Annotated in this window: 24 protein-coding genes, 1 tRNA gene and 4 pseudogenes; 14 read left to right on the top strand and 15 right to left on the bottom strand. The window is 64.7% G+C overall.

The features are described 5' to 3' along the window. Positions 1 to 47: 47 nt before the first annotated feature. The 6 genes from lptB to FOM02_RS01025 all read right to left on the bottom strand — a co-directional run bounded on the left by lptB (position 48) and on the right by FOM02_RS01025 (position 4,920). Positions 48 to 1,049 (bottom strand): LPS export ABC transporter ATP-binding protein, encoded by a 1,002-nt coding sequence (gene lptB, locus FOM02_RS01050; protein WP_027561600.1) that lies wholly within the window; start codon positions 1,047 to 1,049, stop codon positions 48 to 50. 243 nt (positions 1,050 to 1,292) lie between these two features. After that, positions 1,293 to 2,018 (bottom strand): LptA/OstA family protein, encoded by a 726-nt coding sequence (locus FOM02_RS01045; RefSeq protein WP_027561601.1) that lies wholly within the window; start codon positions 2,016 to 2,018, stop codon positions 1,293 to 1,295. A gap of 5 nt (positions 2,019 to 2,023) precedes the next feature. Then, a complete protein-coding gene (gene lptC / locus FOM02_RS01040) occupies positions 2,024 to 2,743 on the bottom strand; it encodes an LPS export ABC transporter periplasmic protein LptC (protein WP_027561602.1) in 720 nt (239 codons plus the stop codon). Between the two features lie 145 nt (positions 2,744 to 2,888). Next, positions 2,889 to 3,503, bottom strand: coding sequence for a ribonuclease D (locus tag FOM02_RS01035; RefSeq protein WP_027561603.1), 615 nt, complete (start codon positions 3,501 to 3,503; stop codon positions 2,889 to 2,891). Positions 3,504 to 3,601: 98 nt separating this feature from the next. Next, positions 3,602 to 4,675, bottom strand: coding sequence for a UbiA family prenyltransferase (locus tag FOM02_RS01030; RefSeq protein ID WP_265441403.1), 1,074 nt, complete (start codon positions 4,673 to 4,675; stop codon positions 3,602 to 3,604). Continuing rightward, entirely contained in the window at positions 4,669 to 4,920 is a 252-nt protein-coding gene (locus FOM02_RS01025) for a hypothetical protein (protein WP_265441402.1), read from the bottom strand. The genes FOM02_RS01030 and FOM02_RS01025 overlap by 7 nt, the downstream gene beginning before the upstream one ends. A gap of 305 nt (positions 4,921 to 5,225) precedes the next feature. Here FOM02_RS01025 and FOM02_RS01020 point away from each other — a divergent pair, with 305 nt between their 5' ends. From FOM02_RS01020 to FOM02_RS01010, 3 genes are all read left to right on the top strand, one after another. Then, positions 5,226 to 6,497, top strand: a complete 1,272-nt coding sequence (locus FOM02_RS01020) for an MFS transporter (protein ID WP_027561605.1) — start codon at positions 5,226 to 5,228, stop codon at positions 6,495 to 6,497. 99 nt (positions 6,498 to 6,596) lie between these two features. After that, positions 6,597 to 6,854, top strand: coding sequence for a type II toxin-antitoxin system ParD family antitoxin (locus FOM02_RS01015; protein WP_027561606.1), 258 nt, complete (start codon positions 6,597 to 6,599; stop codon positions 6,852 to 6,854). Next, complete coding sequence (locus tag FOM02_RS01010) at positions 6,851 to 7,150, top strand: type II toxin-antitoxin system RelE/ParE family toxin (RefSeq protein WP_027561607.1); 300 nt, start codon at positions 6,851 to 6,853, stop codon at positions 7,148 to 7,150. Before FOM02_RS01015 ends, FOM02_RS01010 begins: the two co-directional genes overlap by 4 nt. Before the next feature lie 48 nt (positions 7,151 to 7,198). Here the strand turns inward: FOM02_RS01010 and FOM02_RS01005 are convergent. Beyond that, positions 7,199 to 7,285: transfer RNA gene (locus tag FOM02_RS01005), tRNA-Leu, on the bottom strand. A 149-nt stretch (positions 7,286 to 7,434) separates the two neighbouring features. Between FOM02_RS01005 and FOM02_RS01000 the strand changes: the two genes are divergently transcribed. After that, complete coding sequence (locus tag FOM02_RS01000) at positions 7,435 to 8,400, top strand: complex I NDUFA9 subunit family protein (RefSeq protein WP_027561608.1); 966 nt, start codon at positions 7,435 to 7,437, stop codon at positions 8,398 to 8,400. Positions 8,401 to 8,502: 102 nt separating this feature from the next. Here FOM02_RS01000 and FOM02_RS00995 read toward each other — a convergent pair whose 3' ends face one another. From FOM02_RS00995 to FOM02_RS00985, 3 genes are all read right to left on the bottom strand, one after another. Continuing rightward, the gene (locus FOM02_RS00995) at positions 8,503 to 9,243 is read right to left on the bottom strand and encodes an SDR family oxidoreductase (protein ID WP_035730563.1); all 741 of its coding nucleotides are present in this window, start codon (positions 9,241 to 9,243) and stop codon (positions 8,503 to 8,505) included. A 3-nt stretch (positions 9,244 to 9,246) separates the two neighbouring features. Further along, positions 9,247 to 10,572, bottom strand: a complete 1,326-nt coding sequence (locus FOM02_RS00990) for an FAD-binding oxidoreductase (protein ID WP_027561611.1) — start codon at positions 10,570 to 10,572, stop codon at positions 9,247 to 9,249. A gap of 95 nt (positions 10,573 to 10,667) precedes the next feature. Beyond that, a complete protein-coding gene (locus FOM02_RS00985) occupies positions 10,668 to 11,474 on the bottom strand; it encodes an undecaprenyl-diphosphate phosphatase (RefSeq protein ID WP_027561612.1) in 807 nt (268 codons plus the stop codon). 169 nt (positions 11,475 to 11,643) lie between these two features. Here FOM02_RS00985 and FOM02_RS00980 point away from each other — a divergent pair, with 169 nt between their 5' ends. The 3 genes from FOM02_RS00980 (at position 11,644) to FOM02_RS00970 (ending at position 14,483) form a co-directional block, all read left to right on the top strand. Next, positions 11,644 to 12,336: a glutathione S-transferase family protein gene (locus FOM02_RS00980; RefSeq protein ID WP_027561613.1), complete on the top strand. Its 693-nt coding sequence runs from the start codon at positions 11,644 to 11,646 to the stop codon at positions 12,334 to 12,336. After that, a complete protein-coding gene (queG, locus tag FOM02_RS00975; protein WP_027561614.1) occupies positions 12,285 to 13,460 on the top strand; it encodes a tRNA epoxyqueuosine(34) reductase QueG in 1,176 nt (391 codons plus the stop codon). The genes FOM02_RS00980 and queG overlap by 52 nt, the downstream gene beginning before the upstream one ends. Positions 13,461 to 13,682: 222 nt before the next feature. Next, positions 13,683 to 14,483: an acyl-CoA thioesterase domain-containing protein gene (locus FOM02_RS00970; protein WP_035730561.1), complete on the top strand. Its 801-nt coding sequence runs from the start codon at positions 13,683 to 13,685 to the stop codon at positions 14,481 to 14,483. A 115-nt stretch (positions 14,484 to 14,598) separates the two neighbouring features. On the opposite strand, the gene FOM02_RS00965 is transcribed toward FOM02_RS00970, so the two are convergent. Next, a complete protein-coding gene (locus FOM02_RS00965) occupies positions 14,599 to 15,066 on the bottom strand; it encodes a nuclear transport factor 2 family protein (protein WP_027561616.1) in 468 nt (155 codons plus the stop codon). A gap of 143 nt (positions 15,067 to 15,209) precedes the next feature. After that, a complete protein-coding gene (locus FOM02_RS00960; protein ID WP_027561617.1) occupies positions 15,210 to 15,998 on the bottom strand; it encodes an alpha/beta hydrolase in 789 nt (262 codons plus the stop codon). Positions 15,999 to 16,249: 251 nt separating this feature from the next. Between FOM02_RS00960 and infC the strand changes: the two genes are divergently transcribed. Continuing rightward, on the top strand, positions 16,250 to 16,789 hold the full coding sequence (gene infC / locus FOM02_RS00955; RefSeq protein ID WP_080134054.1) for a translation initiation factor IF-3: 540 nt from the start codon (positions 16,250 to 16,252) through the stop codon (positions 16,787 to 16,789). A 109-nt stretch (positions 16,790 to 16,898) separates the two neighbouring features. On the opposite strand, the gene FOM02_RS00950 is transcribed toward infC, so the two are convergent. Further along, positions 16,899 to 17,303, bottom strand: coding sequence for a hypothetical protein (locus tag FOM02_RS00950; RefSeq protein ID WP_027561619.1), 405 nt, complete (start codon positions 17,301 to 17,303; stop codon positions 16,899 to 16,901). A 273-nt stretch (positions 17,304 to 17,576) separates the two neighbouring features. On the opposite strand from FOM02_RS00950, the gene rpmI reads away from it, so the two are divergent. Further along, positions 17,577 to 17,777, top strand: a complete 201-nt coding sequence (rpmI, locus tag FOM02_RS00945) for a 50S ribosomal protein L35 (protein ID WP_008539890.1) — start codon at positions 17,577 to 17,579, stop codon at positions 17,775 to 17,777. Positions 17,778 to 17,857: 80 nt separating this feature from the next. Then, the gene (gene rplT / locus FOM02_RS00940; RefSeq protein ID WP_027561620.1) at positions 17,858 to 18,217 is read left to right on the top strand and encodes a 50S ribosomal protein L20; all 360 of its coding nucleotides are present in this window, start codon (positions 17,858 to 17,860) and stop codon (positions 18,215 to 18,217) included. Positions 18,218 to 18,225: 8 nt separating this feature from the next. Here the strand turns inward: rplT and FOM02_RS00935 are convergent, their stop codons facing one another. Next, entirely contained in the window at positions 18,226 to 18,759 is a 534-nt protein-coding gene (locus FOM02_RS00935) for a hypothetical protein (protein ID WP_416207756.1), read from the bottom strand. 32 nt (positions 18,760 to 18,791) lie between these two features. Between FOM02_RS00935 and pheS the strand changes: the two genes are divergently transcribed. The 3 genes and pseudogenes from pheS to FOM02_RS00920 all read left to right on the top strand — a co-directional run bounded on the left by pheS (position 18,792) and on the right by FOM02_RS00920 (position 23,069). After that, on the top strand, positions 18,792 to 19,874 hold the full coding sequence (gene pheS, locus FOM02_RS00930; RefSeq protein WP_027561622.1) for a phenylalanine--tRNA ligase subunit alpha: 1,083 nt from the start codon (positions 18,792 to 18,794) through the stop codon (positions 19,872 to 19,874). Next, a pseudogene (gene pheT / locus FOM02_RS00925) lies at positions 19,871 to 22,280 on the top strand (phenylalanine--tRNA ligase subunit beta). The gene pheS and the pseudogene pheT overlap by 4 nt, the downstream one beginning before the upstream one ends. Positions 22,281 to 22,299: 19 nt before the next feature. Further along, positions 22,300 to 23,069 (top strand): annotated as a pseudogene (locus tag FOM02_RS00920) (sulfite exporter TauE/SafE family protein). Between the two features lie 176 nt (positions 23,070 to 23,245). Here the strand turns inward: FOM02_RS00920 and FOM02_RS00915 are convergent. Then, positions 23,246 to 24,641: pseudogene (locus FOM02_RS00915) on the bottom strand (flavin monoamine oxidase family protein). 192 nt (positions 24,642 to 24,833) lie between these two features. On the opposite strand from FOM02_RS00915, the pseudogene FOM02_RS00910 reads away from it, so the two are divergent. Beyond that, positions 24,834 to 25,818, top strand: a pseudogene (locus tag FOM02_RS00910) (YiiX/YebB-like N1pC/P60 family cysteine hydrolase). The last annotated feature ends 114 nt before the right edge of the window (positions 25,819 to 25,932 follow it).

The following is a 25,932-nucleotide window of genomic DNA, read 5'->3' as shown; positions in this document are numbered from 1 at the left end:
CCTAGTCCGAGCCCGATGTACACGTCTTGACGAATGGGAAAAACGGGCTAGAGGCGGAATTCCTCGCCGAGGTAAAGCCGGCGAACGTCGGGGTCGGCGACGATCTCGTCCGGGCTTCCCTCCGTCAGGATTTCACCGGCATAGACGATATAGGCGCGGTCGGTGAGGCCAAGCGTTTCGCGGACATTGTGGTCGGTGATCAGCACGCCGATGCCGCGATTGGTGAGATGGCGCACGAGGTCCTGAATGTCGCCGACCGCGATCGGATCGATGCCGGCGAAGGGCTCGTCGAGCAGCATGTAGTTCGGGCGCGTCGCCAGCGCGCGCGCGATCTCGACTCGGCGGCGCTCACCGCCTGACAGCGCGATCGACGGCGATTTGCGCAGCCGCGTGATGTTGAACTCGTCGAGCAGCGAATCGAGCTGCTGCTCGCGCTTCTTGCGCGAGGGCTCGACCACTTCGAGCACGGCGCGAATGTTCTGCTCGACGGTGAGGCCGCGGAAGATCGAGGCTTCCTGCGGCAGATAGCCGATGCCGAGCCGCGCGCGCTGATACATCGGGAGTTGCGTGACGTCGTGGCCGTCGAGCTCGATCGCGCCGCGATCGGCCTTGATCAGGCCGGTGATCATGTAGAACACGGTGGTCTTGCCGGCGCCGTTCGGGCCGAGCAGGCCGACCGCTTCGCCGCGGCGCACATAGATGCTGACGCCGCGCACCACCTGGCGGCTGCCGAACGCCTTTTCCACGCTATGCACAGCCAGGAAGCCCGGACGGCGCAGCAGCTGCGGTCCGCCGGTGCCGTTCGGCTTGGCGGCGCTCCTGACGGGGTGAACCGCACGCGGCGGCTCAGGCTGGTAGTCGGCCTGATAGTCGCCTTGATAATGGTCGGGCGCGTGCATCGGCTGGTCACGGGCGATTGGCGGGGCGTCCCGCACCGGGCTGGTCACGAGGCCCCCGACGCTGTCCCCGAGCGCGGTGATGTCGCGCGCAAATCCTGGCCGGCCGCGTTTGGCGGGGCGCCGACGGAACATGCTGAATAGATCGACCATCCCCGCCTTCCAGCCTTTCGCGGTTCTTGCGCGGTGTTTGCGCAGCGTTCGCGCGATCTGCCGCGCCGGCCTTTCGATTCGCCGGAGCAGCATGAATGAAGGGATGTCTCATGCCCAGTGAAACACGCCCGAAAAGCGGCGGATCCCGCTTCGAAGCCCTGCGCGTAGATACAGTCTCGCCACGCAAGCTTCAACCTCGGATCGACAACATCCGACCCAAGTCCATGAATTTACTTTCAGAATTTACTTTTTGCCAACGCCGGGCAACAGCGAGGGCGGGGCCGCGCCGGGCTTGGCCGGAGCGCCCGAACCGCAATCACTGCCGGCGCCCTGCGGCAGCAGGACCTGAACGCCCCGGCCGCTGTCGGATTCCACGCGGGACACGCCGGTGGTCATGTCGACCGTCAGCCGGTCGCCGCGCATCACATTCTTGCACTGTGTCATGACCACCTGGCCTGCACCGCCGCCAAACATGGTGATGAGGTTGGTCTTGGTGTCGAACACGGCGGTCTCGCCCGTCACCACCTGGTCCTTCTGGGTGACCACGACATTACCGCGGGCCTCCAGCCGCTTGATCGAGGAGCTGCCGCCCGGGCCCGGCGTCGCCGACTGCATCGGCGCACCCTTGGCGCCTTTCGCTGCGGGTTGCGGCGTGGCCGGCTTGTCGCCGCCGCCGGATTCGTAGAACACCACCAGCGTCTTCGAGGTCATGGTGGTGTCGCCCTGGATGACCTTTACATTGCCGGAGAAGGTCGCCTCCTTCTTCTTGTCGCGCATCTCGAGCGAGGCGGCCTCGATCTGGATCGGCTGATCGCGATTCTGCGAAAAGCCCTGCAAGGCGTTGGGCTGGCCCTGTATCGTGCTCTGCGCGATCGCGCTACCCGCCGTCAGCGCGATGCCGAGGGCAAGCGCGGCCGCGCCGAGGATGGCGCACCCTTTGACTTCGCTGCGCGGAAAAAACCTGATCATGAAAATCATCTTGAATTAGCGGACTTGCTCTTTGACTTCGCCGGCGGCGGCGCCGGCTGCTCGACGGGGGCGGCGACATCATCCGTGCTGATCTTGTCCAGATGCATCACGACATTGCCCTCGAAGCGGATGACGTCGCCGCCTTCCGTAATTCGTAAGCGATCGGCGGTCAGCGTGCCGTTGGTCAGCTTGACGTCGACGTGCTCGTCCGAGGAGACCGTGCCTTTGCCCATGTCGACGAAGGCCGAGTTCAGCCGCGCCTCATAGCCGGTCGAGGTGCGCAGGAAGATGTCCTTGTGCAGGTCGAGCTGCTGCTGCTTGTTGTCGAAGCGGCCGTTGCGGGCATCGAGGAACAGGGTGGATTGATCCTCCATCAGCACCTTGGCGCGCAGATCGGCGAGATCGACGTGATCGGGGTCAGTGATGTCCTGCGTCGCGGTCTTGGCCCAGAGCTCGTAGGGCCGCTGGTCCGGCGTGAAGCCGGACATATGCGGCGATTCCATCGTGATCTTGGTTCCCGTCACCACGAGATTTCCGGAGTCGAGCTTGATCGGGATCTGGAACGGATTGAGGAAGGTCGAGACGGCGACGATCGCGGCCAGGGACACGATCACCGTCACCGGCACCGCGATGCGCAGAATCCGCACCAGGCGGCTGTGGCGCGCCGCGCTGGCAAACTTCGCCGCAAGCGCGGCGTCGTAGGTGGGAATCTGGGCCGAATTCACTGCTGCTCCAGAGTGTCGCTCGCTCTGTCCGGTTGAAAAGCGCCCCATTGTACCCGGTGCCGCCACGATATGCAGCCGGCGACAGGCCGTTACGAAAGTGTCCGAAACGGGGCGGCGGCCATGAGGCTAGCCGCCGCGCGCGGGCTCAGGAATGCGCAAAAATGTCCTCTTCGGCCCAGCCCTGGAGGTCGAGCAGGGCGCGGGTCGGCAGGAAGTCGAAACAGGCCTTGGCCAGCGCTGTGCGGCCTTCCCGCACCAGCATGGCATCGAGCCGCTCGCGCAGGGCATGCAGATGCAGCACGTCGGACGCGGCATAGGCGAGTTGCGGCTCGGACAGGCTGTCGGAACCCCAATCGCTGGACTGCTGCTGCTTGGAGAGATCGACATTGAGCACCTCGCGCACGAGGTCCTTCAGGCCATGGCGGTCGGTATAGGTACGGGACAGGCGGGAGGCGATCTTGGTGCAGTAGATCGGCCCGGTCATGACGCCAAAGGTCTGGTACAGCACCGCGACGTCGAACCGCGCAAAGTGGAAGATCTTGGTGATGGCGGGATTCGCCAGCAGGGCCTTCAGGTTCGGCGCGTCGGTATGACCCTTGGGGATCTGCACGACGTCGGCGCTGCCGTCGCCGGGCGAGAGCTGTACCACGCAGAGCCGGTCGCGGTGCGGGTTCAGCCCCATGGTCTCGGTGTCGATCGCCACCGCTCCGGTGTAGCGGGACAGGTCGGGCAAATCGCCGCGGTGCAGGCGTACGGTCATGGCGGGTCAAAACCTCAATCGAATCGGTTTGTCGACATCATAGGCTAATCGGATGGCCCGCGATGTAGCCACTGGGGGCGGGCCGCGCAAGCGCCCGTTCAGATTGCGGCCAGCATGATGCAGATCATCGCCGCGACCGTGATGCGGCTGGGGCCGTCGCGGAACGCGTAGAGAATAGGATCATCAGGCATCTCGCGGCGGTGCGCCATCATCAAGGCGCGGCCGAACCAGTACAGCAGCAGCGGGTTGAGCAGCCACAGCATCCAGGGACGGCCGTACAGCGGCGTCACCGCCGTTGACGACACATAGAGCGAGAACACCGTCACCGCGTTCATCGCGCTTGCCGCCGCCATCGCGGCGATGACATGAAGGTCGGTGATCCTGTAGTCGCGGTTGGAGGGATCGGCGAGCCCTGCGCTCTCGCGCATGCTGAGCTCGCTGAAGCGCTTGATCAGCGCCAGCGAGGTGAACACGAACAGCGAGAAGATCAGCAGCCATTCCGACAGCACCACGCCGACGCCGACCGCGCCGGCGACGATGCGCAGGCTATAGAGCCCGGCAAGCGTGACGACATCGACCAGCATCTTGCGCTTGAGCACGAGCGAATAGGCGATGGTGGTGGCGAGATAGGCGCCGAGCACGCCGAGGAACAGCGGCGAGATGCAGAGGGAGGCTGCGACCGCGAACAGCCACAGGGCAGGGATCGCAAGCAGCGCGGAGGAGATTGGCAGCTCACCTGACGCAAGCGCGCGATGGCGCTTGGTCGGATGCTGGCGGTCGGCGCCAAGATCCAAGAGATCGTTCATCAGATAGGCGCCGGACGCACAGGCCGAGAACGCCATGAACGCCAGCAGGGCATAGCCGAGCGTGGCGAGATTCATCTGATGCGCGGTGATCGCAGGCACGAACACCAGCGTGTTCTTGGCGTATTGATAGACGCGCAGCGCGTTGGCCCAGGTCTTGAAGCTCGCGCGCGCGTGGGCGCGGCTCTCGATGCGCTCGATGGAGCCGCGATCGAACGGCAGCTTGTCGCCCGCAGCAAGATCGGCCGGCGTCACGACGCCATCAAAACCGAGATGCGCGGCGATGCCCGCGGCATGACGGGCAAAGCGGCTCGCTGCCAGATAAATCTTCTCGCCCCGCGCCCGCGCCGCCAGCGCCTGGTTCAGCACCCCGGAATCGTAGGGCAGGTGGGCGTAGTCGATGTCGGCCTGCGCGAGGACATCCGTGAGCGCGCCATGCCTGGGCGCCCGCCCGCGCCGAAGCGAGCCAGCAGACGGCCGGGGCTGGAGAACAGCGCCTCCATCAGCAGCTCGGACCGCAGCAGCGCGCCTTCGAGGTCGATGACGAGCGTCCGCGCCGCCGCGGCCGACGGCTCGGGCGTGCCAAAATCATGCTGCCGGGCGGGCTGCTCCATCCGAAAAAGCTCTGAATTGCCGTAAAACTGACCGGCGCTCAGGCCGGGGAGCAGGGAAATGGACGCCAGCGAGCCTAGGGGGCATTCGCTAAGGGCGGCTTAATTTGGCCGGACAAGGCCAGCGGCCCCGGCGGGACGATCAAGTCACATCGGTGTGTCAGGCTGTTGCAGGGATCCCACAACCCGGCGTGAGCTTCGTGTTCCGACACAGCCTTTGCCGTGTGCCCCGTGGAAATCCTCACCATTCACCCTATCTGCCAGTTTCGCGCGGCGCCCTGTCGCGCCCACCCGCGAACCAGGTGCCCATGACCGAACAGACGTTAGCTGCGCCGATCGACGATCAACCGGAACGGCAGCGCGGCTTTTCGCGCTACCAGTCGCTCCTGATCGCGCTGCTCGCCTTTACGCAATTCACGATCATCCTCGACTTCATCATCATGTCGCCGCTCGGCGCCATCCTGATGCCCGCGCTCAATATCACGGCCACCCAATTCGGCATCGCGGTGTCGGCCTATGCGTTCAGCGCGGGAATTTCCGGCGTGCTCGCCGCCGGCTTTGCCGATCGCTTCGATCGCAAGCGGCTCTTGCTGTTCTTCTATGTCGGCTTCACGCTCGGCACCCTGCTCTGCGCCGCCGCGCAGAATTACCACGTGCTGCTGCTCGGCCGGATCGTGACCGGGTTGTTCGGCGGAGTGATCGGCTCGGTCGTGCTTGCCATCATCACCGATCTGTTCCCGCTGCATCTGCGCGGCCGCGTCATGGGCTTCGTCCAGACCGCGTTCGCCGCGAGCCAGGTGCTCGGCATTCCCGCAGGGCTGTTTCTCGCCAATCACTGGAACTGGCACATCTGTTTCGTAGCGATCGTCGGCCTGTCGATCGCGGCGATCGCGGTCATCGTCTTCGCGATGGAGCCGGTCGACGCGCATCTGAAGCTGAAGCAGGACCGAAACCCGTTCCGCCATCTGGTCGCGACGGTCTTCGAGCCGCGCTACACGCTGGCCTTCGCGGTGACGACATTACTGGCGACCGGCGGCTACATGCTGATGCCGTTCTCCAGCGCCTTCACCGTGCACAATCTCGGCATCGACATCACGCATCTGCCGACGATCTATCTCGTCTCCGGCCTGTTCAGCATCGTCACCGGGCCGCTGGTCGGCCGTGCCAGCGACAGGTTCGGCAAATACCCGACCTTTGTGTTCGGCAGCGTGGTGTCTGTCATCATGGTGCTGATCTACACCCATCTCGGCCACGTCACGCTGACGACCGCGATTCTCGTCAACGTCCTGATGTTCGTCGGCATCTTCTCGCGCATGATCCCGTCGCAGGCGCTGATGTCGGCGATCCCCGATCAGAGCCAGCGCGGCTCCTTCAGCGCGATCAGTGCCTCGCTCCAGCAGCTCTCCGGCGGCCTCGGCTCGGTGCTCGCCGGCGCCATCATCGCGCAGGCACCTGATGGCTCGCTGCTCCATTTCGACCGGATCGGCTACGTCGTCTGCGCGTCGGCGGCCGTCGCGCTGGTTGCGATGTATTTCGTGCAGAAGGCGGTGGCGGAGCGGGCGGGGAAGACGGTGGTGTGAGGGCCTGTGAGCCATGGTCGGTCGGGAAGGGAAATGCCGCTTGATGCAAAGGGTCTCCAATAATAGTTATTAAGGACCAACCCCTAGCGGAGAAATGACATGGCGGTCAGTGCAGATCTCGGCGAAGCCCTTGAAAACTTTGTGACAAAGCTGGTCGCTTCGGGCCGCTACCACTCCAAGAGCGAGGTCCTGCGGGAGGGCGTGCGCCTGATCCAGGAGCGCGAAGCGCGGCTGGCCGCATTGGACGCCGCGATCGCGCGCGGCCTTGAGGATGCCGATGCAGGTCGGATCAAACCGAGTTCCGAGGTTTTCGACCGGCTAGAAGCGAGATTGGCCGGCAAGGCCGACCGCTCGTGATCGTTGTCGTCACCGCGGAGGCTGAAGCAGATCTTGACGACATCGCGTCCTACGTCGCCGAGCAAAGCCCGCGAAGCGCACTTGTGCTCATCCGTGGACTACGTGAAAAGTGCGAATCCCTTGCTGACGCGCCGCGCGGCTATCCCCTGGTACCGCGCTACGAACACACGGGCATTCGGCGGCGTCTGTTCGGGAATTACCTGATCTTCTATCGGGTGGGTGACGACGCGATCGAAGTGATCCACATCCTTCACGGTGCGCGCGACTACGAGCCGCTGCTCTTCCCGGAGAACTAGGTTTCTCGTGAAGGAGGTAACGGCCGGATAGGGCGCACAAACCTCAAATGGTGCCCAGGAAAGGACTCGAACCTTCACGGCCGTTAAGCCACTGGCACCTGAAGCCAGCGCGTCTACCAATTCCACCACCTGGGCATGCCGTTTGGGGCACGGAGGCGGTTACTACGGTTCGGTGACGCCGTTGTCAATTCATGCTTGCCCGGTTTTGGCGATGCGGATTGCGCATCGCAAACCGGCCCGATACAAGCCTGATAATACGCACTCTTCCTGCAGGATTGGACCCCATGGCATCGAATCTGGACACGCTGGTCACGGTTTTCGGCGGATCGGGATTTTTGGGCCGGAATGTCGTCCGGGCGCTGTGCCGGCGCGATTACCGGGTCCGTGTTGCGGTGCGGCGGCCGGAACTCGCCGGATACCTCCAGCCGTCCGGCAAGGTCGGCCAGGTCCATGTCGTCCAGGCCAATCTGCGCTATCCGGCCTCGGTCGAGGCGGCGCTGCGTGATTCGCATGTCGTGATCAATCTCGTGGGCGTGCTGGCCGAGAGCGGCGCGCAGACCTTTGACGCCGTCCAGGCCAAGGGCGCCGAGACCGTCGCCAAGGCAGCTGCGGCGGCGGGCGCCCAGGTGATCCATGTCTCCGCCATCGGCGCCGATGCCGAATCGCCCTCGCGCTATGCCAAGGCCAAGGCGGCCGGCGAGGCGGCGGTGCTGGCCGCGGTGCCGTCGGCGACGATCTTCCGCCCCTCCGTGATGTTCGGCCCCGAGGACCAGTTCACCAACCGCTTTGCGGCGCTGGCGCGGATGTCGCCGGTGCTGCCGCTGATCGGCGCCGAGACGAAGATGCAGCCGGTCTATGTCGGCGACGTCGCCACCGCGATAGCGGATGCGGTCGACGGCAAGGCCAAGGCGGGCGCGACCTACGAGCTCGGCGGGCCCGAGGTGCTGACCATGCGCGAGATCATCGAGGCCATTCTGGCCATCGCCAACCGCAAGCCGGCGCTGATCCCGCTGTCGTTCGGGCTCGCCCGCTTCCAGTCCAACTTCCTGCAATTCGCGCCTGGCGCGTTCAAGCTGACGCCGGACCAGGTCACGCTGCTCGAGCGCGACAATGTGGTGTCGGATGCGGCGAAGGCTGCCGGGCTTACGCTGGAAGGGCTTGGCATCACGGCCGATTCGCTCGAGGCGATCGCTCCGCAATATCTCTGGCGCTTCCGCGCCGCCGGGCAATTCCAGCGCATGAGCGTGTGAGACGCCCTCTCTCCGTTGTCATGGCCGGGCTTGACGAGTTTGTGGGACGAACGGGGCGAGGGGGCGCACCGCCGCTGCGGCTACAGCGTAGTTCCTGCAGCCTCAAAACTTCAACTTCTTGAACACCGCCTCCGGCAGCGTCTTGATGATCAGCATCACGAGACGCCATTTGCCGCTGACATAGACGACGTCGGTTTTCTTCTCGACGGCCTGAAGGATCGCATCGCCGACGACAGGCGCTTCGACCGTGAGCGGGCCGATCAGCTTCATGCCTTCCGTCATCTTGGTGCGGACGAAGCCGGGCTTGACGGTGACGACATGCACACCGCCGCGACTGGCGCGGGCGCGCAGGCCCGAGAGGAATGCGGAGAAACCTGCTTTCGCCGAGCCGTAGACATAGTTCGAGGCCCGGCCGCGATCGCCGGCGACCGAGGACACGCCGACGAGCGTGCCAGCGCCACGACCTAAAAATTTCTCCGCGAACAGACCGAGGATCAGCGACGGACCTTCGTAGTTGGAGCGCATGATCGTGGTGGCATGGGCAAGATCGCTCTCGGCATCCTGCTGAACGCCGAGCAGGCCGACGATCGAGATGACGACGTCAGGCAGCGCGGGAAGGGCGGCGACAAAGCCATCGAACGAAGCGGTGTCGAGCACATCGAACTTATAGAGATTGGCCTCGACATTGTAACGCGCGCGCAGATCGGCCGCATCAGGCTCCAGCACAGCGACGTCACGGCCAGCGAGGCCGACATCGTATCCGGCCTTGGCAAAGGCGCGCGCCGCGGCGCGGCCGATATCGGAGGAGCCACCGAGCACCAGAACGGTCTTGCGTGACGTCACGGCTTACACCTCATCGAACAGGCGTTGCGAAAGCTTTGAGCGGATTGTCCCGGCGGGATCGAGCGATTTTCGGATCGCGTTGAAGCGCGACAAGGCGGGATAGCCGGCCTCGAACGTCGCGCGCGACTGCCGCGCGTCTTTTGCCAGATAAAGCCGGCCGCTGGCCGCGACGACGAGACGATCGATCTCGTCGAGGAAATTCAGGATGTCGCCCTTCACTGGGAAATCCAGCGCCAGCGTGTAGCCCGGCAGCGGAAAGGACAAAATGCCGTCGCCCTGGCCGAGCTTCTTGAGCACCGCGAGGAAGGAAGCATCGCCGCGCTTGGCGACGCGGTCGAGGATCTCGCCGAGCACGGCGCGCGCATTGTGTTCCGGGATCACGCATTGATGCTGGAGGAAGCCGCGCTTGCCATAGATGCGATTCCAGTCGGCGATCGCGTCGAGCGGAAAGAAATAGGGATAGAGCGAGACCACATGGCTGCCGCCGGCGCGCCGCGCACCCATGCGGTAATAGAGCTCGTTGAAGGCGCGGATGCTGAAGCGGTTCAGCGTCATCGACGGCAGATCAATGGGTACGGCGAGGGCGGGATTCTTGCCGGTGGGAAATGCATCGGCGGCGTTGGCGAGCTCGTCTCTGCTGGCGTGCTCACCGAGATAGATCAGCGAGCGGCCGAGATCGCGCCCGCGCGCGGCGCAATCGATCCACGCCACCGAATAGGTCGAGGCATCGCCCGCATCCAGCGCACGCATCGCTGCGTCGAGATCGGATGCGGAGATCACGCGCTCGCGGATCCAGCCCGTTTCAACCGGCCGCAGCCGAATCGTCGCTTCGAGGATGATTCCGGTGAGGCCCATGCCGCCGATGGTCGCAAAGAAGGCATCGGAATTTTGCTCGCGCGAGGCTTCGATGACTTCGCCCATACCGGTGCGCAGCAAAATGCTGTCGACGTAGCGGCCGAAGCCGCCCTCGCAATGGTGATTCTTGCCGTGCACGTCGGCGGCGATCGCGCCGCCGACCGAGACGAAGCGCGTGCCGGGCACGACGAAAGGCAGGAAGCCGCGAGGACCAAAAGTATCGATCAGATCCGCGAGCTGCACGCCGGCTTCGAGATGGATGCGCCCGGTCGCGGGATCGAACGACCTGACCCGGTCGAACCCGGCCATCCCGATCGTCCTGACCGCGCCGATCGCGGCATCGCCATAGGCGCGGCCGTTGCCCCGCGCCACGGAGCCAGTCACCACGGCTTCGCCCAGCGCCGCGAACGAGCGCGGCCGCAGCATTTCGCTATCGACGACCGGGAAGCGCCCCCAGCCGCTGACGAGGGTCATCGTTCAGCTCCGCCCGCGGGCCACCCCGCTCCGGAAACTGCCTACCGGTCAAAAGCTGATATTGCGTTGAGGCGTATCGGCTAGTTTTTGAGAAGTTAACGTCCCAGCGCCAGCGCGATCAGGCCGAGCGTGCCGACGATGACGCGCCACCAGGCGAACACCACGAAACCGTGGCGGGTGACGTAGCCGAGGAACGCCTTCACCACGATGATCGCGGTGATGAACGACACCACGAAGCCGATCGCGACGATGCCCATGTGGTCCATCGTCATCTCGGAGCGGTTCTTGTAGAAGTCGTAGGCGAATGCGCCGATCATGGTGGGGATGGCGAGGAAGAACGAGAACTCCGCCGCGGCGCGCTTGTCGGCGCCCAGGAACATCGCGGCGACGATGCTGGCGCCGGAGCGCGACACGCCGGGGATCATGGCGACGCACTGCGCGATGCCGATATAGAGGTACATCAGCAACGGGAACTTGGTGGCGTCGTGCTCGCGCGGCTTGAGGTCGAGCTTGTCGACCCAGAGCAGGATGGCGCCGCCGACGATCAGCGTGAAGCACACGACCCAGGGATTGAACAGCACGCTCTTGATGTATTTGCCGGCGACGAGGCCGACCACGACGGCCGGCAGGAACGCCACCAGCACGCCGATCACGAAACGGCGTGCATAGGCATCGCCCGTGAACAGGCCGATCGCGACATCCCAGAGCTTCCTGAAGTAGAGCCCGACGATCGCGAGGATCGCACCCAGCTGGATCAGAACCGTAAACGAATCCCAGAAGGCGCCTTCGCCGAGGCCGAAGAAGCGTTCCGCGAGCAGCAGGTGGCCGGTCGAGGACACGGGAAGGAACTCGGTCACACCCTCGATGATGCCGAGGATCACTGCCCGTATTGCATCTGACATATTTACGGTCCATTTCGGCTGGAAAAGCGGGGCTCTTCTCGCCTATTCCCCTAAATGCTGCAATCGCAAAATGCGGCGTCTCGCACTTGCTTCGCAGTTTTGAGGAACTAGTGTGGCGCCGCACAAACATTGATGGATTCTTAAGCACCATCAAATAGTCAAAGGCTTCATGTTTACGCTGTTTCATCATCCGTTCTGTCCGCATTCGCGCTTCATCCGCCTGATCGCGGGCGAATACGGGCTCGATCTGAAGCTGATCGAGGAGCGTAGCTGGGAACGGCGCGAGGCATTTCTGCTGCTCAATGCGGCCGGCACGACGCCCGTACTGGTGGACGACGAGCAGCCGCCGATCCCGGGCGCGGCCATCATCGCCGAATATGTCGACGAGGCCTATGGCGCCGGGATGGGACCCAAGCGCCTGATGCCGGAGACGACCTTCGAGCGCGTCGAGGTGCGCCGACTGATGGCCTGGTTCAACGAGAAGTTCTTCGAGGAGGTCTCGCACCCGCTCGTCACCGAGCGCATCTACAAGCGCTTCATGAGCGAGGAGAATGGCGGCGGTCCGCCCTCGGCCGACGTGATGCGCGCGGCCAAGGCCAACGTGCGCTATCATCTGGCCTATATCGGCTGGCTGGCGCAGACGCGCAACTTCCTCGCCGGCGACCGGCTCACCTACGCGGATCTCGCCGCCGCGGCGCATCTTTCGGCGATCGACTATCTGGGCGACGTGCCATGGAGCGAGGACGACGCAGCAAAGGCGTGGTACGCGCGGGTGAAATCCCGCCCGTCGTTCCGTCCGCTGCTGAGCGAATGGCTGGCCGGTGTGCCGGCGTCGCGGACCTACGTGGACCTGGATTTCTGAACTCCGACCCGACTGAACTGAAGACGGCGCTCGCGCGCGAGGCGCGCGCGCTCGGCTTCGACTGCATCGGCATCACCGAGCCCGGCACGATCGAAAAGGCCGGCGCGCATTTTCTCGAATTCATCGCCTCGGGCGGCCATGGCGACATGGACTGGCTCGCGAACCAGCCGGAGCGCCGCGTCGATCCGCGCGGGCTGTGGGCCGACGTGCGCAGCGTCATCATGCTTGGCGTCAATTACGGCCCCGATTCCGATCCGCTCGCGATCCTGAAAGAGCGCACGCGCGCGGCGATCTCGGTCTATGCGCAGGGCGACGACTACCACGATCTCATCAAGAAACGTCTGAAGGCGCTGGCCCGCTGGCTGGTCGCAACCGCGCCGTCCGAAGTGAAGGTGTTCGTCGACACCGCGGCCGTGATGGAGAAGCCGCTCGCGCAGGCCGCGCATCTGGGCTGGCAGGGCAAGCACACCAATCTGGTCTCGCGCGAGTTCGGATCGTGGCTATTCCTCGGCGCGATCTACACCACGCTGGAGCTGCCGCGCGATGTTGCCGAGATCGATCATTGCGGCTCGTGCCGGGCCTGCCTCGACATCTGCCCGACCTCTGCATTTCCCGCGCCGTACCAGCTCGATGCGCGGCGCTGCATCTCCTATCTCACCATCGAGAACAAGGGTCCGATCCCGCACGAGTTTCGTAAAGCGATGGGCAACCGCATCTATGGCTGCGATGATTGCCTTGCAGCGTGTCCCTGGAACAAGTTCGCGCAGGAGGGACGTGAAGCCAAGCTCGCCGCGCGTGATGAATTGCGCGCGCCTGGTCTTGCTGAGCTTTCACGGCTCGATGACGCAGCGTTCCGCGCGCTGTTCACGAAGTCGCCGGTCAAGCGCATCGGCCGCGATCGATTCTTGCGGAATGTGCTGATTGCGATTGGCAACTCCGGCGAGGCGGCGCTGGCGGATGAGGCGCGGCGATTGCTTGACGATGCGAGTCCGCTGGTGCGCGGGGCGGCGGTGTGGGCGCTGGGGCAGTTGGTGTCGCGGGAAGAGCTTGAGGCGCTGAAGGCAGCGGCAATAAGCAACGAGCGCGACGAGAGCGTTCGTGAGGAATGGCGCGCCGCCTCCTAACCCACCGCTGTCATTCCCCGCCTAGTGCGCAATTGCGCACGGGGGCGGGGAATCCAGTCCGCCGCGGCCTATTGATTCAATCACTGCTGTCTCGGAGTACTGGATCGCCCGCCCCAGTGCGCAAGGGCGCACAAGGCGGGCGATGACACCGTTGTTGTGGCCACGGTGTGCGCGCCTCACTGCCCTTGATTTCCCCGCGCATTCCCTCAAAAGTCGCGCACCATGACAACAAACATTCCCTTCTTCACACGCAACGGCGATACTTTCCATCCGACGGAAGTGGCCAATGGCCCGTGGGATCCGAAATCGCTGCACGGGCGCGTCATCATCGGCCTGCTCGGCTTCGCCATCGAGGAGCGCCATTCAGGGCCTGAATTCGTGCCGGCGCGGCTCACCGTCGACATGTTCCGGCTGCCGACCATCGACAAGCCGATCGAAGTAACGACGCGGCTCGTGCGCGACGGCCTGCGCATCCGCGTGGTGGAAGCGGAATTCTTTTCCGGCGGGGTCAGCATGGCGCGCGCGTCGTGCCAGCTGTTGCGCAAGACGCAAAATCCCGACGGCAATGTCTGGTCGCCGCCGAACTGGGACGTGCCGAAACCATCAGACATTCCAAAGCCGACCGATCCGAGGCTCGGCATGAACGGTAAATGGACGACGCGCCCCATTGTCGGCCACATGGGCTCGCTCGGCCCGCGCCGGCTGTGGATGAGCGAGGTGCGCGAGCTCGTCGCCGGCGTGCCGATGACGCCGTTCGTGCATGTCGCTGTTGGTGCCGATTTCGCCAGCCCCTTTGCCAATGCCGGCGACAAGGGGCTCGGCTACATCAACAGCGACGTCACGATCTATCTGCACCGCTTGCCCGTGACGAACTGGATCGGTTTCGACGTGGTGAATCACCAGGCGACCGAAGGCGTCGCGATCGGCGAATGCTGGCTCTATGACGAGCAGGGCCCGATCGGCACCGCGACGGTCGCCGCACTGGCGCAGCGCAAGCCGATGGCGAAGCCACCGCCGCCGTAGGCTCGCATTCTCTGCCGCCGTCATTCCGGGGCACGCGAAGCGTGAGCCCGGAATCCATACTCAGGATCGTGGTTATGGATTCCGGGCTCGTGCTTCGCACGCCCCGGAATGACGGTCAGGTGAGATGCCGCTTCATCTCCGGCCGCGCCTTCAGCTCGGCGCCCTGCTTGGCGACGATCTTCGCGATCCGCTCAGGCGCGAACTTCAGATCGACAAACGCCGGCGCGGTGTTGGCGACCTCGTGATAGTTCACGATCTTACCGTCACGCAGCGTCATGATCGCGACGCCCTCGAACATCGCCCGCGCGCCATTCGCTTCCGGCAGGGTGGAGCGATAGCTGAAGGTGTAGCGGGCATAGAGCGTGGTGCCGTCGGTGACGGGGTCATGCATGTCCCAGCGGAAATCGGTCGCCGTGCGATAGAACCAATCGTCGATCATCGCAGCGATCTTCTCGCGGCCGGCGAAGGCGCCGTAAAAGACGTCGTGATAGACGCCGTCCTCGGTGAACAATTCAGCGAAGGCCCGGCCATTGCGCTGCTCGACCGCATCGCAGAAGGCGCGCAGCATGGCGGTGGTGGTCATTGGCGTTGCCTCCCAATCTCTTGGTCATGCCCCGCGAAAGCGGGGCATCCAGTACGCCGCGGCTTCTCGGCTAGATCACCACGGCCGCGGCGTACTGGATCGTCCGCCTTCGCGGACGATGACACCGGATGTTTGGAGACACTTCACCCGATCTCGGCCACCGCGGCAAGAATGCGCGCAATGTCCTGCGGGCGGGAGAGGCGGTGGTCGCCGTCCTGGATCATGGTCAGCACGACGTCGTCGGCCGGCAGGCGATGCGTCAGCGCGAAGGCGTGCTGCCACGGCACATCGGGATCCTGCGCGCCTTGCAGAATGCGCACGGGACAGCCGAGATCGATGGCGCTGCCGAGCACGAGATGGTTGCGGCCCTCCTCGATCAGGTTCCGCGTGATCGGATAGGGCGAGCCGTCGCCATAGTCCGACGGTCGCAACCAGAAGCCCTTGGTCTCGATCTCCTTCTTCACCGCGGACGAAAAGTTCTTCCACATCAGTTCCTCGGTGAAATCGGGCGCCGGTGCGATCAGCACGAGGCCCGCCAGCGAGGCTTTGCCGGAACGCTTCCTGATCTCGCGCGCGAGCAGCAGCGCCATCCAGCCGCCCATGGAGGAGCCGATCAGGATCTGCGGTCCCTCGCAGAACCGCTCGAACACTGCGACGCTGTCCTCGAGCCAGCTGCCGATGGTTCCATCGGCAAAATTGCCGCTGGATTCACCATGACCGGAATAGTCGAACCGGACCGCGGCACGGCCGTGCTCCCCAGCCCAGGCATCCAGCGCCTGGGCCTTGCCGCCCTGCATGTCCGATTTGAAGCCGCCGAGCCAGACCAGCCCGGGTCCTTGACCGCGCCGGCTGCGCACCGCGATTTTGCGCGCGGATGGACCCTCGCCCACATCGATGAAGTCGAGCATGGCATCAGGAATTGTTTCGGTCATGGAACGTTTACTCTGGCTGTGCGGTTTCAGCAGTTCTAGGCGCGTGCGATTGAGTAACCGCTGCCGGCATTGTCCCTTTGGGACGCTTGCGGAACAGAAGCAAGGTGTCTATGTCGGTCAGCGTGCCGACAGGCGTGGCCCAAATGCCTCGCATTTGAGGGTTTTTCGCCTCTCGCACACGCGACTTGCTTGCCGGCAAACGCTTCTTCCTTCAAAATAGCCGCTTCTTTCACAACTTTGGAGAACCACCCATTCGCCGTCCTAATAAAGCTCCGCCCGCTGCCAGCAAAGACGGGCCGCGCATCAATGATGATATTCGCAATGCGCAGATCCAGCTGATCGATCAGACCGGTGATAATAAAGGCACGGTCGAGACCGTCGTCGCCATCCGGATGGCCCAGGAAGCTGGCATGGATCTGGTCGAGATTTCGCCGAATACCAGCCCTCCCGTCTGCAAGATCATGGACTACGGGAAGTACAAGTATTCCGCTCAGAAGAAAGCCGCGGAAGCCCGCAAGCGGCAGAAGACCGTCGAGATCAAGGAGATCAAGCTCCGCCCGATGATCGACGATCACGATTACGACGTGAAGATGCGCGCGATGCAGCGGTTCTTCGAAGAGGGCGACAAGGTCAAGATCACGCTGCGCTATCGTGGCCGCGAAATGGCGCATCAGGAGATCGGCACCAAGCTTCTGGACAAGATCAAGACCGACGTCGCCGAGCTCGCCAAGGTCGAGCAGGACGCACGGTTCGAAGGTCGCCAGGTCGTCATGGTGCTGGCGCCGCGCTGAGGCGAGCTTTTCAGGGGACTTGAGAATTCAACGGCCCGTCCGGATCTCCGGCGGGCCGTTTTGTTTTGGTCGCGGTACAAGCCACGAATTCGGCTCGAATGCTTGGGCACTACGTCCGCGTCGCCTGCCAGGTGCCGCTGCACTGGTCGCCGGAGATGATGCCCCTCCAGGAACCCGCGCCGTTCACGCCGGCGAGCCGGCCGCCGCCACTCGCATGGGACGCGCCGACCGAGACCTCGACTGCGACGGCGCCGGAACGTTTGATCCGGCCCGAGACCCGGCCGCCGCCGGCGGACGACACCCGACTGCCTGCCACGGTGAAGGGGACGCTGTAGCCGGAGCTGCAATTGCCCCGGGTGGTGGCGAAGGTGACGTTCCAGATGCCGTCATAGCCGCCGACACGGGCGTCGGCAGTCGACGGCAGTGCCGCGGTGGCGAGCACGGCGAACAGCACCAGATGGCGCGGGCGGGCGAAATTGGTCAACGACGAAATAAATTGCGGGAAATGGGCCATTTTGGTCCTGCTTCAGGCGACAAGGCTGGGACATGAGGGGTGACAACTTGCAATAGTCGGCGAGCCGGTTCCCCCGGTTCATCGTTGCCAATCGGCCTGTCCTCTGTCATAAGCCCAGCCTTCATCGCCCGGCTGATTTAAGGGCTGCCGTGGCGGTGTTCGTGCGGGTGTCGCGCTTGTTCGCGAAACCTGAGCACAATCAACGCTCTAACGAGCATTTTTGACGGCCAGCCGCCTTCGCGGGCGGATCTCTGTGGCCATTAGGAGAGCCAAATGCCCAAGCTGAAGACCAAATCGGGCGCTAAAAAGCGCTTCAAGGTGACTGCCACCGGCAAAGTGATGCACGCCCAGCGCGGCAAGCGTCACGGCATGATCAAGCGGACGAAGAAGCAGATCCGTCAGCTCCGCGGCACCCGCGTGCTGTTCAAGACCGACGGCGACAACGTCAAGAAGTACTTCTTGCCGAACGCCTGATCGCGTCCACGATCACTGCCATCCGTGCCGCGCATCCCGCGGCAATCCGATAACCGAAGTCATCTCTGAAGGATTTTGTCATGTCTCGCGTCAAACGCGGTGTGACCGCCCACGCCAAGCACAAGAAAGTCTACAAGGCCGCCAAGGGCTTCTACGGCCGCCGCAAGAACACCATCCGCGCCGCCAAGCCGGCCGTGGAGAAGGCCCAGCAATACGCCTTCCGCGACCGCAAGCGTAAGAAGCGCACCTTCCGCGCGCTCTGGATCCAGCGCATCAACGCCGCCGTCCGTCCGTTCGGCCTGACCTACAGCCGATTTATCGACGGCATGGCCAAGTCCGGGATCACCGTGGACCGCAAGGTGCTGTCGGATCTCGCGATCAGCGAGCCCGCCGCGTTCCAGGCGATCGCCGAGAAGGCCAAAGCCGCGCTCGCGGCCTGAGGCTTGCGCTAGCGGGCCTTCTGGCCCGCAGCCTTCAGCGCGCGTTGCGAGTGACGCTGGGCGACCTCCGCCCGGCAAAAAGCTGCGAACGAGAGATACATGGTGCCGGACTTGTTCCGGTACTTGAGGTCGCATGCGCGCATCTCGCGTTTGTAAGCCTGATGCTGCGCCGTGCTGAGGCCGGGCATGAAGTCCGCCTCGCATTTCTTCTCGACGGCGGCGCCGAGCTGGACATCGCCGCTCGCGGTCAATTGGCAATCCTGAAACAGCTTCATCGCGCTCGCGCAGCTCTTCTGGGTGCTGATGGCGTCGGCCACCTCGTCCAGCGTCATGGATTTATCCATGCAGACCATGGCGCGCGCAGGGGTGCCTGCGACCGACAGAACGACGGCCAGAACAGCCAGGCAGGATTTCGAAAGCATCGCAAATGTCTCCTCGTGTCCCCGTTGGTGCCGGGCCCCCGCGTGAGGTTCAACCCTGCCGTCCGTCAGCCCGAAATGACCGGCTTTTTGCTTGACGTTACGGCCTTCGGGCGGCGACAACCCAGCCGAATTTTTGCAGCAAGGATTTGACAGTGTCCGACCTCGCAACGCTCGAAACATCCATCCTCGACCAGATCGCCGCAGCCGGCGACGAAGCCGCGCTCGAAGCGGTGCGCGTCGCCGCGCTCGGCAAGAAGGGCTCGATCTCCGCGCTGCTGGCCACGCTCGGCAAGATGTCGCCGGACGAGCGCAAGACGCAGGGCGCCGCGATCAACCAGGCCAAGGACAAGGTCACCGAGGCGCTCACAGCCCGGCGCGACGTCTTGAAGTCGGCCGCGCTCGATGCGCGGCTCGCCTCCGAAACCATCGACGTCACCCTGCCGCTGCGCGATCCGCCGGCCGAGGCCGGCCGCATCCATCCGCTGAGCCAGGTCTGGGACGAGCTCACCACGATCTTCGCCGACATGGGCTTCTCGGTCGCCGAAGGTCCCGATATCGAGACCGACGACTACAACTTCACAAAACTGAATTTTCCGGTCGGCCATCCCGCCCGCGAGATGCACGACACCTTCTTCTTCCATCCGAAGGAGGACGGCTCGCGCATGCTGCTGCGGACCCACACCTCGCCGGTGCAGGTGCGCACCATGCTGACCCAGAAGCCGCCGATCCGCGTGATCTGCCCGGGCCGCACCTATCGCATCGATTCGGATGCGACCCACACGCCGCAATTCCACCAGGTCGAAGGCCTCGTCATCGACAAGCACTCGCATCTCGGCCACCTCAAATGGATCCTGCACGAGTTCTGCAAGGCGTTCTTCGAGGTCGACCACATCAACATGCGCTTCCGCCCCTCGTTCTTCCCGTTCACCGAGCCGTCGCTGGAAGTCGACATCCAGTGCCGCCGCGACAAGGGCGAGATTCGCTTCGGCGAAGGCGAGGACTGGCTCGAGATTCTCGGCTGCGGCATGGTGCATCCGAACGTGCTGCGCGCCTGCGGCATCGATCCCGACGAGTACCAGGGTTTTGCCTGGGGCATGGGCATCGACCGCATCGCCATGCTGAAATACGGCATCGCCGATCTCCGCCAGCTGTTCGACAGCGACGTCCGCTGGCTGTCCCACTACGGCTTCAAGCCGCTGGAAGTGCCAACGCTTGCCGGAGGGCTGAGCTCGTGAAATTCACCCTCTCCTGGCTGAAGGATCATCTCGACACCGACGAGCCCTTGGAAAAGCTCGCCGACAAGCTCACCATGATCGGGCTTGAGGTCGAGAACATCGAGGACAAGGCGAAGGCGCTCAAGCCCTTCACCATCGCGAAGGTGATCTCGGCCGAGCAGCATCCGAACGCCGACCGGCTGCGCGTCTGCATGGTCGACACCGGTGACGGTGGCGCGCCCGTGCAGGTCGTGTGCGGCGCGCCGAATGCGCGCGCGGGGCTTGTCAGCGTGTTCTCCCCGCCCGGGACCTACATTCCCGGCAAGGACATCACGCTCGGCGTCGGCACTATCCGAGGCGTCGAGAGCCGCGGCATGCTGTGCTCGGCGGCGGAATTGCAGATATCCAACGACCATGACGGCATCATGGAATTGCCGGCGGACGCGCCTGTTGGTGCTGGCTACGCCGAATGGGCCGCGCTCGCCGATCCCGTGGTCGAGATCAACCTGACGCCAAACCGGCAGGACTGCACCGGCGTGCACGGCATCGCGCGCGATCTTGCCGCTGCCGACATGGGCAAATTCAAGGACCCGACGATCAAGCCGATCAAGGGCGAATTTCCGTGTCCCGTGAAGGTCACGGTCGAGGACGCGACGCTCTGCCCGGGCTTCGCGCTGCGCCTCGTGCGCGGAGTCAAGAACGGGCCGTCGGCCGGAATGGCTGCAGAAGCGGCTGACCGCGATCGGGCTGCGTCCGATCAACGCACTGGTCGACATCACCAACTTCATGACCTACGACCGCGCGCGTCCGCTGCACGTGTTCGACGCCAAGAAGGTGAGAGGCAATCTCGTGGTGCGCCGCGCCCGCGACGGCGAGGCGCTGCTGGCGCTCGACGGCCGCACCTACAATCTCGATCCTTCGATTTGCGTGATCGCGGATGAGCACGGCGTCGAATCGCTCGCCGGCATCATGGGCGGCGAAGCCTCGGGCTGCGACGAGAACACGACCGACGTGCTGATCGAATCGGCGCTGTGGAACGAGATCAACATCGCGCAGACCGGCCGCAAGCTCGGCATCAATTCCGATGCGCGCTACCGCTTCGAGCGCGGCGTCGATCCGGCCTTCATGGTGCCCGGTCTGGAGCTTGCGACCAAGCTCGTGATGGAGATGTGTGGCGGCACGCCGTCCGAGAACGTCGTGGTCGGCAAGGCCTTCGGCGACGACCGCGTGATCGATTTCCCGATCACCGAAGTGAAGCGCCTCTCCGGCATCGAGGTGCCGCAGCCGGAGATGAAGCGCATCCTGACCCATCTCGGCTTCATGATGGCGGGTCCCGGCCCGGTGGTGAAGGTCGCGGTGCCGTCCTGGCGCTCCGACGTGCACGGCAAGGCCGATATCGTCGAGGAGATCGTCCGCATCTTTGGCGTCGACAAGGTGCCGATGACGCCGTTCGAGCGCGGCGACGACGCGCGCAAGCCCGTGCTGACCCCGCTGCAGCTCCGCACTCGCCGCGCCCGGCGCGCACTGGCGAGCCGCGGCATCGTCGAAGCTGTGACGTGGTCGTTCATCACCAAGACTGCGGCAAAATTGTTCGGCGGTGGCCAGCGCGAGCTCGAAGTGGCCAACCCGATCGCGTCTGATCTCTCCGACATGCGCCCGACCTTGCTGGCGGGACTCATCTCCGCAGCGCAGGCGAACGCCGATCGCGGTTATGGCGACGTCGCGCTGTTCGAGGTCGGCCAGGTCTTCAAGGGCGATCGCCCGCAGGATCAGTTCATGGCTGCGAGCGGCGTGCGGCGCGGCCTGGCTTCGTCCGAAGGTCTCGGACGGCACTGGACAAGCTCGGCGCAGGCCGATGTGTTCGACGCGAAAGCCGATGCACTGGCGGTGCTGGCGGCGGCCGGCGCGCCGATGCAGGCGCTTCAGATCGTGGCCGGTGGACCGGCCTGGCTGCATCCGGGCCGCTCCGGCACGATCCAGATCGGCCCGCAGAACGTGCTCGGCTATTTCGGCGAGGTGCACCCGCGCGCGCTCGAGGCGCTTGGCGCCGACGGCCCGCTTGTCGTGTTCGAGGTGATCCTCGACCGCATCCCCGAGGCCAAGAGGAAGCCGACCCGCGCCAAGCCGTTGATCGAGCTCTCGGCCTTCCAGCCTGTGTCGCGCGACTTCGCGTTCATCGTCGACCGTGCCGTGAAAGCCGGCGACATCGTGCGCGCGGCGCAGGGCGTCGACAAGAAGCTGATCACCGGTGTCAACGTCTTCGACGTCTATGAGGGCAAGGGCATCGAGGACGGCAAGAAGTCGATCGCGATCGCGGTGACGCTCCAGCCGCGCGAGAAGACCCTGACCGATCAGGAGATCGAGGCCGTCGCCGCGAAGATCGTGGCGGAGGTCACGAAGAAGACCGGCGGCACGCTGCGCGCATGATGCTCTGGAATGGCAGGGCATGAGTATCGCCGACTTCCTTCCGAAGGACGTCAGCCTCACCATTGCGATGGCGCTCTGCGCCGTCGCTTTTGTTTCCGGCACCGCCCGCGGCTTCTCCGGCTTCGGCTCGGCGCTGATCTTCATGCCGCTGGCGAGTAGCATCGCCGCGCCGCGGCTCGTTGCGGCTTTGCTGCTCGTGATCGATTTCGTCGCCGCCGCGCCGCTGCTGCCGGATGCGTGGCGGAAGGCGGACCGAAGAGCGACCGCCGTGATCGTGCTGGGCGCGCTGATCGGCGTTCCCGTCGGCACCTATTTCCTCAGCGTGCTCGAACCCGTCACCACGCGCTGGATCATCTCCTGCTTCGTCGCGGCGCTGCTGCTTCTGCTGCTGTCGGGCTGGCGCTATTGCGGCAAGGACCACGCCTGGCTCTCGGTCGGCATCGGTGGTCTCTCCGGCTTCTGCAGCGGCCTGGCGCAAACCGGCGGGCCGCCGATCGTCGGCTATTGGCTCGGGCGCCCGATCGCGCGATCGTCGCACGCGCCAATATCGTGCTGTTTTTCGGCGCGTCGGATTTCTTCTCGATGGTGAGCTATGCGACGACGGGATTGATCTCGCGCGAGTCGCTCGTGCTCTCGCTGATCGTCGGCCCGGTCTATGCGCTCGGCGTCGCGTTTGGTGCGTCATTGTTCGGGCGCGCGAGTGAAAAGGTGTTTCGCGGGATCTGCTACGGGCTGATCGCGATGGCGGTGATTTTCGGACTGCCCGCGCTTGACGGGGTTTTGCGTTAGCCACCGCTGTCGTCCCTGCGACCGCAGGGACCCATAACCACAGGAAGCGGTTATGGGGCGAACTGATAACTCCGAATCTTCGTCAAACCTCTCCCTGTGGTTATGGGTCCCGGATCGGCGCTCCGCTTCGCTGCGCTTGTCCGGGACGACAGCGGAGTTCGTTGCGGCTTATTGCCCTATCCTCGCGGCGCCCTGCGCTTCTTCGTCGACTGCGTTGGCACTTCCTGCTCGTCCCTGATCGCGCCGATCTTGCGCAGGGCGGCATCCGCGGCGCGCTCGCCGCTTTCCCAGGCGCCATCGACGGTGCCCCACAGCGTCTCGTGGGTGGCTTCGCCGGCGAGGAACATGCAGCCGACCGGCTCGGCCAGGACCTTGCGCGAGAGCTGGCCGCCCGGCGAGGCCGCCGACATCGCACCCATGACGTAAGGCGAAGCATTCCAGCGCGTCGCGGTGGTCTTCTGCACGGCGGACGCGGCCTCGCTGCCGAACAGCTTCGTGACCCATTCCTTCGCGAAGGCGGCCATCGCCTTCTCGCCCTGCTCGGAGAGATCGCGGCCGAACGAGCCGCCGACGTCGATCGAGCACAGCGAGGAGCCGCCGATATTGGCGTACAGCAGTGCCGTGCGCGTTGAGTTGCTCTGCTCGATCAGGATGTCGTCGCGCGACAGTCCGAGCGGGTTGCCGGGCAGCTGCAGCACGATGTGATCGTAGCTGCCGAGAGAGAGTTTTGATGCCGCGTCCAGCGTCCGCTTGGGAAGATCGGGCCCGAACTTGATCGCGCCCGAGGTCAGCACGTTGGTCGAGACCGTGATGATGGCCGCGCGCGCGGCGATCTTGCCGCTTTGCGTCTCGACGCTGACGTCGCGATTGCTCCAGACGATCCGGCTCGCCGGCGTCGACAGCGCCACCGGCGCCTGCTCGCCGAGCCTGGTGATGAGCGTGCCGAGGCCCTGCCGGCAGGCGATCGGAGCGTTGCGGTCCTGCGCGCGGGCCTTGTCGATCGCGGACAGCTCCTTCAAATCCTTGCCGGCAAAGCTGGCGCCCAGCATGAATTCGGCCGCACCGGCCAGTCGCCGAGATCCTTCGGCAGCGCGGATGCGCAGGAGGTATCGAGCTTGCCGCGCGCGGCTTCGTCGATGGCGCGGTTGGCGCGCACCAGCGCCGCCAGAAATTCCTCGGTCTCGCCCGCCCGCGCATTGCGGCGGCCGATGCGCATCTTCTGCCCCGCCGGCGCCTGCACCACGTCGAGCCCGGCGGCGCGCGCAGGCGGATCATCGGATTGGTTTCGGGATTGTGCATCCAGCGCGCGCCGCGGTCGAACGGCGTGTCGAAGGTGGTGGCATCCGTGATGCAGCGGCCGCCGATCTGCGATGCCGCCTCCACCACCACGACCTTGCGGTTGGCCGCCATGATGCGTCGCGCCGCAGCGATTCCGGCCGCACCAGCCCCGATCACGACAATGTCCGCCTCGCGCGGCAGCGGCGCGGCGGTGGCCCGCAAGACCGGCATCAAGACCGGCATCGCAGCGAAGGCCGCCGACGCCGAAAGGAAACCGCGGCGCGTGATTGTCATGTCATGGTTTCCGGGGACTTGCGGCGAACGGGAACAGCCCGCGAACCTTGCCGTATCTGGTGTTGCGCGGCAACCATCATGGTGAATCAATCGTGCTTGATCTCACAGACTGATGAACCGAATTGCAACACGTTTCGACCATGATACAGATGGGAAAAAGGTGGCCGGAAAAGGCCGCGGGGGGAGTGGAAGATGGGGACGGTTCTGGACTCAGTCGGCAAGCTGATTGCCGCGTACCTCTCGAAGGAGGTGCCGGGCTATGAGCCGTTCACTCCGAGCGACCCGGAGCACTTGCGCGGCGTCGTCGAGCCCGGCGACGTGCTGCTGGTCGAGGGCAACAATCGCATCTCCGGCATCATCAAATATCTGACGCAGTCGACCTGGTCGCATGCCGCGCTCTATGTCGGCCCGATCGAAGGTGCGGAAGAGCCTAACGGCGAGCCGCATGTGCTGATCGAGGCCAATATCGGCGAGGGCGTCACCTCGGCGCCGCTATCAAAATACTTCCCGTATCACACCCGCGTCTGCCGCCCGGTCGGGCTGTCCTACGAGGACCGCACCACGGTCTGCCGTTATGCGATCAACCGTATCGGCTTCGGCTACGACACCAAGAACATCGTCGATCTGATGCGCTTCCTGTTCCCGCTGCCGATACCGCAGCGCTGGCGGCGGCGCATGATCGCAATCGGATCGGGCGACCCGACCAAGATCATCTGCTCGGCACTGATCGCGCAGGCGTTCGACGCCGTGCGCTACCCGATCCTGCCCAAGATCACCAAGGCCGGCAGCCGCGCCGCCCGCCGCGAGATCCTGCACATCCGCGATTCCTCGCTCTACATGCCCCGCGACTTCGACATCTCGCCCTATTTCGAAGTCGTCAAACCCACCATCGTGCACGGGTTCGTGCTACACCGCCCTGCACTGGGCCGACAAGCAGAAGCCGCTCGAGGAGGTAGCGGGCACGTTCAGTGTGTTTCCAGAAACGCTCCGTGCGCCGCCGCTCGTTCCTGAAGCGATTGACGAAGAGACGCCGGCTGAAGTTCCGGCTGAAGAAGTGAGCGCGCAGCCGGCGGAGACGACCGGGCGTGTCACCGTCTCCAGGCATTTCCCGCTGCTGAAGAAGCTGACGATGTACCGCTCGCGGCGGCGCCGACGCGCGCGGGAGATTGCGGCATAAGCTCCGCTTTCTTCCCTGCGAACGCAGGGACCCATACCGCGGAATCTATCGCGTCCGGGCGGTAGACATACCGAACGACCAGTCTTCGCCAAACTCCACCCTGGGGTTATGGGT

It is taken from the genome of Bradyrhizobium sp. SEMIA, assembly GCF_014844175.1.
Taxonomy (GTDB): domain Bacteria; phylum Pseudomonadota; class Alphaproteobacteria; order Rhizobiales; family Xanthobacteraceae; genus Bradyrhizobium; species Bradyrhizobium arachidis.
Note: the sequence above shows the minus strand (reverse complement) of the source record. Positions and strands in the feature narration are given on the sequence as shown.